Origin of the sequence: Pelomonas sp. CA6, assembly GCF_022549225.1 — a bacterium.
Classification (GTDB): domain Bacteria; phylum Pseudomonadota; class Gammaproteobacteria; order Burkholderiales; family Burkholderiaceae_C; genus Roseateles.
Genome location: NZ_JAKZFD010000001.1, coordinates 128,755 through 143,020, shown reverse-complemented (window position 1 = coordinate 143,020; position 14,266 = coordinate 128,755). Strand labels below are relative to the sequence as shown.

At 72.5% G+C, this 14,266-nt stretch carries 13 protein-coding genes; 8 read left to right on the top strand and 5 right to left on the bottom strand.

Annotated elements, in window-relative coordinates; translation table 11 throughout:
- Positions 1–168 precede the first annotated feature (168 nt).
- The 3 genes from LZ017_RS00655 (at position 169) to LZ017_RS00645 (ending at position 2,845) form a co-directional block, all read left to right on the top strand.
- Positions 169–822 (top strand): phasin family protein, encoded by a 654-nt coding sequence (locus LZ017_RS00655; protein WP_241298115.1) that lies wholly within the window; start codon positions 169–171, stop codon positions 820–822.
- A gap of 14 nt (positions 823–836) precedes the next feature.
- Positions 837–2,045: a patatin-like phospholipase family protein gene (locus LZ017_RS00650; protein ID WP_241298114.1), complete on the top strand. Its 1,209-nt coding sequence runs from the start codon at positions 837–839 to the stop codon at positions 2,043–2,045.
- 188 nt (positions 2,046–2,233) lie between these two features.
- Positions 2,234–2,845, top strand: coding sequence for a PEP-CTERM sorting domain-containing protein (locus tag LZ017_RS00645; protein WP_241298113.1), 612 nt, complete (start codon positions 2,234–2,236; stop codon positions 2,843–2,845).
- A 79-nt stretch (positions 2,846–2,924) separates the two neighbouring features.
- Here the strand turns inward: LZ017_RS00645 and LZ017_RS00640 are convergent, their stop codons facing one another.
- Positions 2,925–4,412, bottom strand: a complete 1,488-nt coding sequence (locus LZ017_RS00640; protein WP_241298112.1) for a carboxypeptidase M32 — start codon at positions 4,410–4,412, stop codon at positions 2,925–2,927.
- Between the two features lie 110 nt (positions 4,413–4,522).
- Positions 4,523–5,020 (bottom strand): YqaA family protein, encoded by a 498-nt coding sequence (locus LZ017_RS00635; RefSeq protein ID WP_374109856.1) that lies wholly within the window; start codon positions 5,018–5,020, stop codon positions 4,523–4,525.
- A gap of 120 nt (positions 5,021–5,140) precedes the next feature.
- Between LZ017_RS00635 and dusB the strand changes: the two genes are divergently transcribed.
- From dusB to LZ017_RS00610, 5 genes are all read left to right on the top strand, one after another.
- A complete protein-coding gene (gene dusB / locus LZ017_RS00630; RefSeq protein WP_374109855.1) occupies positions 5,141–6,220 on the top strand; it encodes a tRNA dihydrouridine synthase DusB in 1,080 nt (359 codons plus the stop codon).
- Positions 6,217–6,450: a helix-turn-helix domain-containing protein gene (locus tag LZ017_RS00625; protein ID WP_241298111.1), complete on the top strand. Its 234-nt coding sequence runs from the start codon at positions 6,217–6,219 to the stop codon at positions 6,448–6,450. The genes dusB and LZ017_RS00625 overlap by 4 nt, the downstream gene beginning before the upstream one ends.
- A 46-nt stretch (positions 6,451–6,496) precedes the next feature.
- Complete coding sequence (purH, locus tag LZ017_RS00620; protein ID WP_241298110.1) at positions 6,497–8,077, top strand: bifunctional phosphoribosylaminoimidazolecarboxamide formyltransferase/IMP cyclohydrolase; 1,581 nt, start codon at positions 6,497–6,499, stop codon at positions 8,075–8,077.
- A gap of 192 nt (positions 8,078–8,269) precedes the next feature.
- Positions 8,270–9,679, top strand: a complete 1,410-nt coding sequence (locus LZ017_RS00615; protein WP_241298109.1) for a coniferyl aldehyde dehydrogenase — start codon at positions 8,270–8,272, stop codon at positions 9,677–9,679.
- A 97-nt stretch (positions 9,680–9,776) separates the two neighbouring features.
- Complete coding sequence (locus tag LZ017_RS00610) at positions 9,777–11,435, top strand: GMC family oxidoreductase (RefSeq protein ID WP_241298108.1); 1,659 nt, start codon at positions 9,777–9,779, stop codon at positions 11,433–11,435.
- A 14-nt stretch (positions 11,436–11,449) separates the two neighbouring features.
- On the opposite strand, the gene LZ017_RS00605 is transcribed toward LZ017_RS00610, so the two are convergent.
- The 3 genes from LZ017_RS00605 to LZ017_RS00595 are packed head-to-tail and all read right to left on the bottom strand — an operon-like array spanning position 11,450 to position 14,264.
- Positions 11,450–12,415, bottom strand: coding sequence for an alpha/beta hydrolase (locus LZ017_RS00605; RefSeq protein ID WP_241298107.1), 966 nt, complete (start codon positions 12,413–12,415; stop codon positions 11,450–11,452).
- Complete coding sequence (locus LZ017_RS00600) at positions 12,412–13,218, bottom strand: ABC transporter ATP-binding protein (protein WP_241298106.1); 807 nt, start codon at positions 13,216–13,218, stop codon at positions 12,412–12,414. The genes LZ017_RS00605 and LZ017_RS00600 overlap by 4 nt, the downstream gene beginning before the upstream one ends.
- A complete protein-coding gene (locus tag LZ017_RS00595) occupies positions 13,215–14,264 on the bottom strand; it encodes an iron chelate uptake ABC transporter family permease subunit (protein WP_241298105.1) in 1,050 nt (349 codons plus the stop codon). Before LZ017_RS00595 ends, LZ017_RS00600 begins: the two co-directional genes overlap by 4 nt.
- Positions 14,265–14,266: the final 2 nt, after the last annotated feature.

Sequence of the window (14,266 nt, the reverse complement as noted above, 5' to 3'; positions counted from 1 at the left end):
TCCCGCTGCGCGATAACCCCAAGCGGGCGCGCAGCGCCACCCGCGTTGGCCGCCACCTGCCGCGTCTGGAGGTAGAGAACCAGCCCTAGTCTCCCCAGGTCACAATGGCGCATGCGCCGCCTATAGTGGCTTGGCAAGCTCATCAACCACCGACGAGAGGACCCCATCATGGTCAAGAAGCTCCAGAAGATGGCCGCGAAGAAGCAGGCCGCCGCACAGAACGGCTTTGCGCTGCCCGCCGGTCTGGGCGATGGCGCGCTGGCCCAGATGGTGAAGGACTCCGCCCAGCAGATCTGGGCCGCCGGCCTGGGCGCGTTCGCCAAGGCGCAGGGCGAAGGCTCCAAGGTTTTCGAGACCCTGGTCAGCGAAGGCATGAAGCTGCAGAAGAAGACGCAGGCCGCCGCCGAGGAGAAGCTGGGCGCCGTGGCCAACAAGATGAGCGACATGGCCGGCGAGGTCGGCTCGCGCGCCGGTCAGCACTGGGACAAGCTGGAAAGCATCTTCGAAGAGCGCGTGCAGCGCGCGCTGGGCCGACTGGGCGTGCCCAGCGCCAAGGAGATCGAATCGCTGATCGCGCGCATCGACGCGCTCAGCGCCGCCGTGGGCCTGCCCGCGGTCAAGCCGGCGCGCCGCAAGGCCCCGGCCAAGAGCGCCGCGGCCACCAAGTCGGTCGCCAAGAAGGCCCCGGCCAAGCCGCAGGCCAAGGCCGCCGCCGCCGCCAAGCCGATCGCGAAGAAGGCCGCCCCGGTGGCCAAGAAGGCCGCGCCGCGCAAGCCCGCGGCGCGCAAGAGCGCCGCCGCCACCGCCGCGTCGGCGGCCTGAACGGCCCGCGCTGAATGACTGGCGGCCCCCGTCCCCGCATCGGCCTGGCCTTGGCCGGCGGGGGACCGCTGGGCGCGATCTACGAGATCGGCGCACTCTGCGCGCTCGAAGACGCCGTCACCGGCCTGGACCTGCGCCGCTGCGACAGCTACATCGGCGTCAGCGCGGGGGGCTTCATCGCCGCCGGGCTGGCCAACGGGCTGGGACCGCGCCGCCTGCGCGAGGCCTTCATCGACGAGGACGGCGACGGCGAACGCTTCGACCCCTCGCTGCTGCTGCGCCCCGCCTGGGACGAATACCTGCAGCGCGCGATGGCGCTGCCGGGCCTGCTCGCCGCGGCGGGCTGGGATTTGCTGCGCGGACGCGCCCTGCTCGCCGCCTGCGAGCGCCTGGGCCGCGCGCTGCCCACCGGGCTGCTGTCCGGCGAGGCCTTCAGCGCACGGCTGCACCAGCTCTTCAGCCGCCCCGGCCGCAGCGATGATTTCCGCCGCCTCAAGCGCCGCCTGGTGCTGGTGGCCACCGACCTGGACAGCGGCGAGGCCGTGCCCTTCGGCATGCCGGGCTGGGACCATGTGCCCATCTCGCGCGCCGTGCAGGCCAGCGCGGCGCTGCCGGGGCTGTTCCCGCCGGTGGAGATCGATGGCCGGCACTTCGTCGATGGCGCGCTGAAGAAGACGGTCCACGCCTCCGTGCTGCTGCGCGAGGGGCTGGATCTGCTGATCTGCCTCAACCCGCTGGTGCCCTATGCATCGGGCGCGCCGGCGCAGCCGGCCGACCGCCGCATTCCGCGCCTGGCCGCCGGTGGGCTGCCGCTGGTGCTCAGCCAGACCCTGCGTTCGCTGATTCATTCGCGCCTGGAGCTGGGCATGCGCGGCTACTCGCGCAGCCATCCCGGCACCGACATCCTGCTGCTGGAGCCGGACAAGCACGACGCCGAACTGTTCCTGGCCAACACCTTCAGCTACGCGCGCCGCCAGCAGCTGGCCGAGCATGCCTACCGCCGGACCTGCGCGCAGTTGCTGCGCCGCGCCGACGCGCTGGCCCCCATGCTGGCCCGCCACGGCCTGCGCCTGCGCGTGGACTGGCTGCGGGCACGCTGCCACGACACCCTGCCCGCCGCCGCGCAGCGCCCGGGTCTGCAGGCGGCCCTGCAACGCCTGACCCTGTGCCTGGACCGGCTGGAACAGCGCCACGGCGTGGCGACACGGCCCACGCCGCCCTGATCCTCCGACTCGGCACGCGGGCTGCCCGCGCCACCCCGGAGCACGCAAGCATCCGCGCTTTTCGTGCAGTGCATCACGGACCGCGGGCCCAACCCCAGCGTGCAGGGGGATGCCCGCGAGAGGGGGGCGGCCAACAATCGGACCCAAGGCTTTCGCCCCTCCCCGCAAGACCTGACCCCAAGAACACCATGACCCGTCTGCTGCGCCCCCTGCTTCCCGCCCTGCTCGCCACCGCCCCGCTGTTCGCGCAGGCCGCGCCCACCAACCTGCTGGTCAACGGCAGCTTCGAGGCCAACGTCGTCGGCGCCGGCAGCTGGATCACGCCGGGCAGCATCAGTGGCTGGTCGGTCGGCAGCCAGGGTGTGGAGCTGCGCAACGGCATCTCCGGCCAGGCCCAGGACGGCTTCAACTTCGCCGAACTGGACACCAGCGGCAACAGCAGCATCTGGCAGAGCTTCAGCACCGTGGCCGGCGTGGTCTATGACCTCAGCTTCTACTACAGCAGCCGCCCCGAGCAGACCTCGGTGGGCAGCAACGGCATCCAGTGGAGCCTGGGCGGGCTCAGCGGCGTCGTCGGCAAGGACCTGAACACCGGCTGGCAGCTGTTCCAGACCCAGTTCACCGGCACCGGCAGCGCCATGACGTTGAACTTCAAGGCCGTGGGCACCAGCGATTCGCTGGGCACCTCGCTGGACAATGTGCGCGTGTCCGCCGTGCCCGAGCCGCAGAGCCTGGCGCTGGCGCTGTCGGGCCTGGGCATGCTGGGCCTGCTGATGCGCCGCCGCCGCGCGCCGCGCTAAGCCCCCCCCGCCGCGCGCGCGTCGCGCGGTCGGCCAGCACGAAGAGGCACCCGCGGGTGCCTCTTTTGCATGGAGGGCCTCAGCCCAGGTAGCGGGCCTCGAGATGGCGGCGGAAATGCGCCGGGTTCAGCGCCTCGCCGCTGGCGCGCTGCACCAGCTCCGCGGTCTCCCAGCGGCTGCCCTGGCTCCAGATGCGCTCGCGCAGCCAGTCGAACACCACGGCGAGCTCGCCGCGCGCGATGCAGTCGTCCAGGTCGGGCCGTTCGCGCCGCATCGCGGCGCTCCATTGCGCCGCGTACATCGCGCCCAGCGTGTAGCAGGGGAAGTAGCCGAACAGGCCGGCGCCCCAGTGCACGTCCTGCATCGGGCCGTCCTTGAAGTTGCCGCGCGTGTCCAGCCCCAGCAGCTGCATCATGCCGGCGTCCCACAGCGCCGGGATGTCGTCCACCTCGGCCTCGCCCTCGATCAGCGCGCGCTCGATGCCGTAGCGCAGGATCACATGGGCGGGATAGGTGATCTCGTCCGCGTCCACGCGGATCAAGCCCGGGCTGACGCGGGTCATCAGCCGGTTCAGGTTGTCCGCCGCGAAGGCGGGCTGCTCGCCCAGGTGGCGCACGACCAGCGGCGCCAGCAGCCGGGCAAAGCCGGGATGGGCGGCCAGCTGCATCTCGAAGAACAGGCTCTGGCTCTCGTGCAGCCCCATGGAGCGCGCGCGCGCCATCGGCAGGCCGGCCCAGGCGGCCGGCAGGTTCTGCTCATAGCGGCCGTGGCCGGTCTCGTGGATGGTGCCGGTGAGGCTCTGCAGAAAGCTGTCGGCGCGGTAGCGCGTGGTCATGCGCACGTCCTCGGGCACGCCGCCGCAGAAAGGATGGGCGCTCGCGTCCAGGCGGCCGGCGTCGAAGTCGAAGCCCAGCAGCCGCATCGCGTCCAGGCCCAGCGCGCGCTGCGCCGCCTCCGGGAAGGGGCCGACCGGCGTGATGGCCGGGGCGGCCGCCTGGCGCTCCATCGCGGCACGGATCAGCCCGGGCAACCATTCGCGCACCTCGCCGAACACGCGGTCCAGCTCGGCACTGCGCATGCCGGGCTCGTACTGGTCCAGCAGCGCGTCGTAGCGCGACAGGCCGCTGGCGTCGGACAGGGCCTGGGCCTCCTCGCGCGCCAGCGCCAGCACCTCGCGCAGGTGGACGGCATAGCCGGCCCAGTCGTTCGCCGGGCGCTGGCTGCGCCAGGCATGCTCGCAGCGCGACTCCGCCAGTGACTTGGCCTGCACCAGGCGCTGCGGCAGCGCGTTGGCGCGCTGCCACTCGCGCCGCATCTCGCGCAGCGAGGCCTGCTGGACCGCGTCCAGGTCCTCGGCGGCCGCCTGCTCCAGCCATTGCGCGAGCTGCGGGTCGGTGGCCTGCTGGTGCAGCAGGCCACCCATCTCGGCGAGCGCCTGCGCGCGGGCCTCGGCGCCCTTGGGCGGCATCATCGCGGCCTGGTCCCAGTGGACGATGGCCTGCAGATGGGAGAGACGGTAGAGGCGCTGGTAGCGCTCGGCCAGGGCCTGGTAGGCGGGGTGCTTCATCGTCGCGACGGTGACAGAAGATGGGGTGGCCGGCATTGTGGGCCCGTTGGCCCCGGGCTGCAGCCTCCACCTCCTTTGGTGGGAGATGGGCAAAGGGCGAAGGGCGGCACTCAGAGGTGGATGCCGCCGGGGAACAGCCACAGCAGCACCGTCGTCATGCACAGGTAGCGCAGGAACTTGCCAATGGCCATGTAGGCCACGCAGGGCCAGAAGGGCAGCCGCATCCAGCCGGCCAGCGCGCACAGCGGATCGCCGACGATGGGCAGCCAGCTCAGCAGGCAGGTGCGCGCACCGAAGCGGCGCAGCCAGCCCAGCAGGCGCAGCTCGCGCGGGCTGTGGTGGGTGGCGCGTTCGTAGGCGCGCTCGGCGCCGTAACCCATCCACCAGCTGATCGCGCCGCCCAGCGTGTTGCCGGCGGTCGCCACCAGCACGGCGGGCCAGAACAGATCCGGGCGCAGCTTGATCAGGCCGAACAGCACCGGCTCCGAGCCCAGCGGCAACAGCGTGGCCGACAGCGTGGCGACGACGAACAGCGCGCCCAGCCCCAGCTCCGGCAGGGCCAGCGCCACCAGCAGGGCGTGGACCCAGTCTTGCATGGTCTGCGACATGGGGCGGATTATCGGCTGCCGCCCGACGCGGCCCGCGCGTCGGGCCACGGGCGCGGCCGCGGTCGCCGCGGGCGCTATACTTCTGCCTCTTTTTTGAGCAATTCTCCCTCTCCCCCCTCCATGGTCACCGCGCCGCCCCAAGCCCTGCGCCTGGGTTCCCATGTGCTGCCCAACCGTCTGTTCGTCGCCCCCATGGCCGGCGTGACGGACCGGCCCTTCCGCATGCTGTGCAAGCGGCTGGGCGCCGGCTATGCGGTCAGCGAGATGGTGACCTCGCGGCGCGAGCTGTGGGACAGCCTGAAGACCTCGCGGCGCGCCGACCACGCCGGCGAGTCCGCGCCGATCGCGGTGCAGATCGCCGGCACCGACGCGCAGATGATGGCCGAGGCCGCCGCCTACAACATCGACCGCGGCGCGCAGATCATCGACATCAACATGGGCTGCCCGGCGAAGAAGGTGTGCAACAAGTGGGCCGGCTCCGCGCTGATGCAGGACGAGGCCCTGGCGCTGCAGATCATCGAGGCCGTGGTCGCCGCCTGCGCGCCGCGCGGCGTGCCGGTGACGCTGAAGATGCGCACCGGCTGGTGCCAGCAGCACCGCAACGCGCTGGCCATCGCCCGCGCCGCCGAACAGGCCGGCATCGCGATGCTGACCGTGCATGGCCGCACCCGCGAGCAGGGCTACAAGGGCCAGGCCGAGTACGACACCATCGCCGAGGTGAAGGCCCGGCTGCGCATCCCCGTGGTGGCCAACGGCGACATCGATTCGCCGCACAAGGCCGCCGCGGTGCTCAAGGCCACCGGCGCCGACGCGCTGATGGTGGGCCGCGCGGCCCAGGGCCGTCCCTGGATCTTCGCCGAGATCGGCCACTACCTGGCCAGCGGCGAACTGCTGCCGCCGCCGCGCGTGCAGGACGCCAAGCGCTGGCTCGTCGAGCATCTGCACGACCATTACGGCCTGTATGGCGAACTGACCGGCATGCGCAGCGCGCGCAAGCACATCGGCTGGGCCGTGCAGGGCCTGCCCGGCGGCGAGGACTTCCGCCGCCACATGAACACCCTGCAGAGCTGCGAAGCCCAGGTCCAGGCCCTGACGGACTGGCTGGACGCGATGGCCTGCGACCATGAACGCCTGCCCACGCGCACGAGCGCGGACCAGGCCGCCAACGACGAAGCCGAAGAACAAAGGCTCACCGCATGACGCCCAAACCGATAGAAACCTGCGTACGCGAAAACCTGGAAGCCTACTTCCGCGACCTCGGCGGCGAGGAGCCGCACTCCATGCACGAAATGCTGATCCGCCTGGTCGAGAAGCCGCTGCTGGAGGTGGTGATGAAGCACAGCGACGGCAACCAGAGCAAGGCCGCCGAATGGCTGGGCATCAACCGCAACACGCTGCGCCGCAAGCTGGTCGAGCACAAGCTGATCTGATCCGCCGCCTCCCCCGCATTCCCCAAGCTCCAACAGAGACCCCACCATGGCTCAATTGACCGCCCTGATCTCCGTGTCCGACAAGACCGGCATCGTCGAATTCGCCCAGGCCCTGCATGCGCTGAACGTGCGCCTGCTCTCCACCGGCGGCACCGCCAAGCTGCTCGCCGACGCCGGCCTGCCGGTGACCGAGGTGGCCGAGCACACCGGCTTCCCCGAGATGCTGGACGGCCGCGTCAAGACCCTGCATCCCAAGATCCACGGCGGCCTGCTCGCGCGCCGCGATCTGCCCGAGCACATGCAGTCGCTGGCCGACCATGGCATCGCCACCATCGACATCCTGGCGGTCAACCTCTACCCCTTCGAGGCCACCGTCGCCAAGCCCGGCTGCACGCTGGAGGACGCGATCGAGAACATCGACATCGGCGGCCCGGCCATGGTGCGCAGCGCGGCCAAGAACTGGAAGGACGTCACCGTGCTGACCGACGCCGGCCAGTACGCCGGCGTGCTCGCCGAGCTGAAGGCCCAGGGCAAGACCAGCGACAAGACCCGCTTCGCCTGCTCGGTCGCCGCATTCAACCGCATCGCGCAATACGACGCCGCGATCAGCAACTACCTCAGCGCGCGCCAGGACGACGGCAGCCTGGCCGAGTACCCCGCCCAGCTCAATGCCAGCTATGTCAAGGTGCAGGACCTGCGCTATGGCGAGAACAGCCACCAGACCGCGGCGCTGTACCGCGACCTGAACCCCGCGCCCGGCTCGCTGGTGACCGGCCGGCAGCTGCAGGGCAAGGAGCTGAGCTACAACAACATCGCCGACGCCGACGCCGCGTGGGAATGCGTGAAGAGCTTCGACGCGCCGGCCTGCGTCATCATCAAGCACGCCAACCCCTGCGGCGTGGCCGTCGCGGCCAGCGCCGCCGAGGCCTATGCCAAGGCCTTCCAGACCGACCCCACCAGCGCCTTCGGCGGCATCATCGCCTTCAACCGCGAGGTCGACGCCGCCGCCGCGCAGGCCGTCTCCAAGCAGTTCGTCGAGGTGCTGATGGCGCCCGCCTTCAGCGCCGAGGCGCTGGAGATCTTCAAGGCCAAGGTCAACGTGCGCCTGCTGCAGATTGCGCTGCCCGCCGGCGGCGCCACGCCCTGGCAGCAGGGCCGCAACGCGCAGGACCTCAAGCGCGTCGGCTCGGGCCTGCTGGTGCAGACCGCCGACAACCACTTCCTGCAGAAGTCCGAACTCAAGGTCGTCACCACGCTGCAACCCAGCGCGCAGCAGCTGGACGACCTGATGTTCGCCTGGACCGTGGCCCAGTACGTCAAGAGCAACGCCATCGTCTTCTGCGGCGGCGGCATGACCCTGGGCGTGGGCGCCGGCCAGATGAGCCGCATCGACTCGGCGCGCATTGCGTCCATCAAGGCCGAGAACGCCGGCCTGAGCCTCAAGGGCTCGGCCGTGGCCAGCGATGCCTTCTTCCCGTTCCGCGACGGCCTGGACGTGCTGGCCGACGCCGGCGCCTCCTGCGTGATCCAGCCCGGCGGCTCCATGCGCGACGAGGAAGTGATCGCCGCCGCCAACGAGCGCGGCATCGCGATGGTGTTCACCGGCGTGCGCCACTTCCGCCACTGAGCGCCCCCGAACGGCCCGGGCCCGCGCGGCCCGGGCCGGCCATGCAGCCCGGCCCAGGCCGGGCTTTTTCTTGGCCGCCCCACTGTCACCTGCGCGACTAGATTCGCATCCCTAGCCCAGGGTTCCCGCCCTTGGACCGCCCGCGGTTTGGGCGTAACCTAGTCAAGACTACATAGACATTCAGGAGACCCGATGGACCTGTCCACGCGCGAGCACCTGCACCTTGTCCTGGAGCAGATGCGCTCCGCCTTCGACCGCGAACGCATGCCCAGCCTGGCCGTGCGCCGCGACCGGCTGGCGCGGCTGCGCGAGATGACGCGGCGCAACGCGGAGGCGCTCGCCGCCGCGATGTCGCAGGACTTCGGGCACCGCTCGCGCCACGAAAGCCTGCTGGCGGACATCTTCACCGTCGAGTCCGGCGCGCGCCATGCGATGCGCCATCTGCCGCGCTGGATGGCCACGCGGCGCATCCCCACTGCGCTGCACTTCCTGCCCGCGCGCAACCGGCTGATGCCGCAGCCGCTGGGCGTGGTCGGCGTGGTCTCGCCCTGGAACTACCCCTACAACCTGGCGATGAACCCGGCGCTGGCCGCGCTGGCGGCCGGCAACCGGGTGCTGATCAAGCCCTCGGAGCTGACCCCCGCGACCTCCGCGCTGATGGCGCGCCTGGTGGCCGAGCACTTCGAGCGCGACGAGATGCAGGTCATCACCGGCGATGCCGAGGTGGGCCGGCACTTCTGCCAGCTGCCGCTGGACCACCTGTTCTTCACCGGCTCCACCGCGGTCGGCCGCCTCGTCGCGCAGGCCGCCGCGCAACACCTGACCCCGGTCACGCTGGAGCTGGGCGGCAAGTCGCCCGCGGTGATCGACCGCAGCGCCGACCTGACGCTCACCGCCCAGCGCCTGGCGTTCGGCAAGCTGCTTAACGCCGGCCAGACCTGCGTCGCGCCCGACTATGTGCTCGCGCCGCGCGCGATGGTGGAGCCGCTGGTGCAGGCGCTCAAGGAGGCGGCGCGCGCGATGTACCCGCGCATCGCCGGCAACCCCGACTACACCGCCGTCGCCGCGCCGCGCCACCATGCGCGGCTGCAGGGGCTGCTGGACGATGCGCGCGCCAAGGGCGCGACGCTGATCCCCACCCACGACGAGCAGCCCGACGACCGCCGCCTGGTGCCCACGCTGATCCTGGGCGCGACTGACCAGATGGCCGTGATGCGCGAGGAGATCTTCGGCCCGCTGCTGCCCATCCTGCCCTACGACACGCCCAGCGACGCGATCGCCTACATCAACGCCCACGACCGCCCGCTGGCGATGTACTGGTTCGGCCACGACGCGGTCGCGCGCGACGCGCTGCTGGCCCAGACCCATGCGGGCGGCGTCACCATCAACGACTGCATCTGGCACCTGGGGCAGGAAGAACAGCCCTTCGGCGGCGTCGGCGCCAGCGGCATGGGGGCCTACCATGGCGTCTGGGGCTTCAACACCTTCAGCAAGCTCAAGCCGGTGTTTCACCAGTCGCGGCTGGCCGGCACCTGGATGTTCTATCCGCCTTACGGCGGCCGCTTCGAGCGATTGCTGGCGCTGCTGAAGCGCTTCGCATGAGCGCGTGCGGCCGCGCCGGAGCTGCGCGTCGCGCGGCACACCGGGTCCAGCGCCGTACGCCACCCCCAGGATCCGCCGCCACAGGAGGGCCCATCCGGTGAACGCACCCTACGACTACCTCATCATCGGCGGCGGCTCGGCCGGCTGCGCGCTGGCCGGCCGCCTGAGCGAGGACCCCGCTCGCCGCGTCGCGCTGATCGAATCGGGCGGCCGCGGCGACAACTGGGTGGTGCAGACGCCCATGGCCGGCGTGCTGCAGATCCCCACCCGGCTCAACAACTGGGCCTTCGAGACCGTGCCCCAGGCGGGACTCAACGGCCGCCGTGGCTACCAGCCGCGCGGCCATGTGCTGGGCGGCTCGTCGGCGATCAACGCGATGGTGTACATCCGCGGCCATCGCAGCGACTACGACGCCTGGGCGGCGCAGGGCAACCCCGGCTGGGGCTGGGACGACCTGCTGCCCTACTTCATCCGTTCGGAGTCCAACGAACGCTTCGGCGCGCCCTGGCATGGCCAGAGCGGCCCGCTCAAGGTCGGCGACCTGCGCACCGACAGCCCGCTGCACGCGGCCTGGCTGGAAGCGGCGCGCAGCCAGGGCCTGCCGCTGCGCGAGGACTTCAACGGCGAGAACGGCGAAGGCATGGAGGGCCTGGGCGTCTACCAGGTCACCCAGCAGCGCGGCGAACGCTGGAGCGCGGCGCGCGGCTACATCCATCCGCACCTGGACCGGCGCCCCAACCTGAGCCTGCTGACCGGCGCCCGCGTCACGCGCGTGCTGTTCGAGGGCCGGCGCGCCGTCGGCGTGGAGCTGCTGCAGGACGGCCAGCGGCGCGAGTTGCGCGCGGCGCGCGAGGTGATCCTGAGCTGCGGCGCGCTGCAGTCGCCGCAGCTGCTGATGCTCTCCGGCGTCGGCGACGCCGCCGAGCTGCAGGCGCTGGGCATCCCGGTGCAGCACCACCTGCCCGGCGTCGGCCGCAACCTGCACGACCATCCCGACTTCGTCTTCGGCTATGTCTCCGACAGCCTGGACACCCTGGGCATCTCGCTGAAGGGCGGCTGGCACACCTGGCGCGAGATCGGCCGCTACCGGCGCGAGCGCCGCGGCATGATCACCAGCAACTTCGCCGAATGCGGCGGCTTCCTCAGCACCCGGCCCGGGCTGCCGGCGCCCAATGTGCAGCTGCATTTCGTGATCGCGCTGGTGAAGAACCATGCGCGCGAACTGGGCCTGGGCCATGGCCTGTCCTGCCACGTCTGCCTGCTGCGGCCACGCAGCCGGGGCAGCCTGCGGCTCGCCAGCCCCGACCCGCTGGCCGCACCGCTGATCGACCCCGCCTTCCTGCAGGACCCGCAGGACGTGGCCGAGCTGATCGAAGGCTACCGCCTCACCCGCGACCTGATGCGCGCACCGGCGCTCAAGCGCTTCTGGACGCACGAAATCTGGAGCCGCGAGGCCGAGACCGACGCGCAGATCGAGGCCCTGCTGCGCCAGCGCGTGGACACCGTCTACCACCCGGTCGGCAGCTGCCGCATGGGCCACGACGCCATGGCCGTGGTCGACGCCCAGCTGCGCGTGCACGGGCTCAGCGGCCTGCGCGTGGTCGACGCATCCATCATGCCCCAGGTGGTCAGCGGCAACACCAACGCGCCGTCCATCGTCATCGGCGAGAAGGCGGCCGACCTGATCCGCGACAGCGAGCGAGGGCCCGCGCCGGCCGAGTCCGTCCAGGCGCCGCCGGCCGCGCTGACCGCCTAGGCGCGGCCGCGCGCTCAGCCGAAGGCAAAACCTGGCACCGCCGCGGCGCCGTGCATCAGCATCGCGCCGTGGTCGTGCCCGGCCACCTCGTCCAGGCTCACCGCGAGCCCGGGCCAGTCGCGCGCGGCGGCGGCACCCAGCGCGGCGGCGAACTCGCGCGCCCGCGGCAGCATGCGGTGGGCGGCCAGGCGCGCGCTGCGCTCGGGCCGGCCCTGCGGGTCCGGCGGCTGTTCCAGCAGGCCCACCGCGAGATGGACGCGGCGCTCGCCGGCGGGCTTGTCCAGGCGCTGCAGCCGCGCGTCCAGATCCTGCATCAGCAGGCCCGCACCGAACCACAGTGAGGGGCTCGCGGCCCAGTAGCGCGCGAACAGCGCGGGCCGGTGGAGCAAGGTGTAGAGCGTGAACAGTCCGCCGTAGGAATGGCCGAACAGGGTCAGCGCGCCGCGGTCCAGCGGGAACATGCGCGCCAGCACCGGCAGCAACTCGTCGTCGATGAACTCCAGGAAACGCGCGGCGCCGCCATGGCGCGGCGAGCTGGCGTCGCAGGGCTGGCAGTCGGCCGCTGGCGTGTAGTCCAGCGCGCGCGCATCGACGTCGATCGGGTCCAGGCTGGCATAGCCGATGCCCACCACCAGGCCCGGCCGCTGCGCGCCGGCCTTGGCCTGGCGCAGCGCATGCGTGGGCTGCGGGCGCAGCCGCGCCGGCTCCATCAACGCGAAGGCGGCCTGGCCGTCCAGCGCCAGCAGCGCGGGATAGCCGGACGCGGGCGCCGCGCCGGCCGGCAGCCCCAGCCAGATCCGATAACGCTGGCCGGTGTGGCGCGAGTCCAGCTCGAAGCACTCGGCCTGCGGCAGCCGGGCGGGTTCGCGCGGCGGCAACGCAGGCGGCGGCGCGCCGGCCAGCGCGCGCATGGGCGACCACAGCGGCGCGGCGCCCAGCACGGCGGCGAGATGGTTGAAGCGACGCCGGGGCCAGCTCATGACGCCAGCTCCGGCACCACCAGCGGCGCGCCATCGCCCGGCGCCCGCAGCACCTGGGCGCGCAGCCCGTAGAGCTGCCAGACCAGCTCTGGCGTCACGACCTCGCGGGGCGCGCCCAGCGCCAGCGTCTCGCCGCCGCGCAGCGCCAGCAGCCGGTCCGCGTAGCGCGCGGCCGCGCCCAGGTCGTGCAGCACCATCAGCACGCCGCGCCCCTCGCGGGCCAGCCGGCGTGCCAGGCCCAGCAGCTCGTTCTGGTGGCCCAGGTCCAGCGCGCTGGTCGGCTCGTCCAGCAGCAGCCAGGGCGTCTGCTGGGCCAGCACCATGGCCAGCCAGGCGCGCTGGCGCTGGCCACCGGAGAGCCGGTCCAGGCGCTGCTGGGCCAGCTCCCACAGGTCGCAGTCGCGCAGCGCCTGCGCCAGCACCGCCTCGTCGGCCGCGCTCCAGCGCCGCCACAGGCCCTGGTGGGGGCGGCGCCCATAGGCCACCAGCTGGGCCACGGTGAGCCCTTCGGGCGCCGTGGGCTGCTGCGGCAGCAGCGCCAGTCGGCGCGCGCGCGCCGCCGGCGACAGCGAGGACAGCGGCTCGCCGTCCAGCCAGACCTCGCCGCCCGACGGCTGGATCAGCCCGGCGACGCAGCGCAGCAGCGTGGACTTGCCGCAGCCATTGGCCCCCACCACCGCCAGCACCTCGCCGCGCGCCAGCGTCAGCGACACGCCGCGCAGCACCTCGCGCCCCGGATAGCCGGCGCGCAGCCCGCTCAGCCGCAGGCCCGCGGCCGCGTCGCGCGCGTCCTTGTTCGTCATCGCTCTTCCTCCTCGTGCGCGTGCAGCACCAGCCACAGCAGCAGCGGGCCGCCCAGCATGCCCGCGAGCACGCCGGCCGGCAGTTCATGGGGGGCCAGCAGCACCCGGCCGCCCAGGTCGGCGGCCAGGGTCAGCGCGGCGCCGGCCAGTCCGGCGCCCAGCAGCGGCAGCGCGCCCAGCCAGCGCCGCGCCAGCAGCGGCGCGACCAAGGCCACGAAGCCCACCGGCCCGGCGACCGACACGCCCAGCCCCGCCAGCGCCGCCGCCAGGCACAGCAAGGCCAGCCGGCGCGGTGCCACGCGCAGCCCCAGCAGCTGGGCCTGGGTCTCGCCCAGCGCCAGCAGTTCCAGTCCCGGCAGCAGCGGCAGCAGCAGGGCCAGCAGCACCAGCAGCGCCAGGCTGACCGGCGCCAGCAGCTCGTAGCTGCTGGCCAGCAGGCTGCCCATGCTGAAGCTGTAGATGGCGCTGCCGTGCATCAGCTCCACGGTGGAGAGCACCAGCTCGAAGCCGGCGCGCGCCAGCGCCGCCACCGCCAGCCCCACGACCAGCGCGCGCTGGCCCTGGCGGCCCACGCCGCCGGAGGCCAGCAGCACCAGGCCCAGCGCCAGCAACGCGCCCAGCAGGGCCTGCCACCACGGGCCCAGCAGCGGGTCGCCGCTGGCCCACAGGCTTAGCGCCATCGCCAGCACCGCGCCGTCGTGCACGCCGATCACGTCCGGGCTGGCCAGCCGGTTGCGCGCCAGCAGCTGCATCAGCAGGCCGGCCACGCCCAGCGCGAAGCCCACCAGCAGCGCCGCCAGCGCGCGCGGCAGGCGGATCTCGGCAAGCAGGAAGCGCGCCGCCTCGTCCTCGCCCCGCCAGGCCTGCCACAGCTGCGGCACCGACAGGCGCAGTTCGCCGGCCATCAGCGAGACGGCCAGCAACAGCAGCACGAGCAGCGCCAGCGCGAGGTTGGCGCCCCAGCGCCGCGGGGCCAGGCGCGGCGAGCCGCGCACGTGAAAGTAGGTGTCCGGCAGCCAGCGGCTGCGCTTCCATGAAGCATCCATCG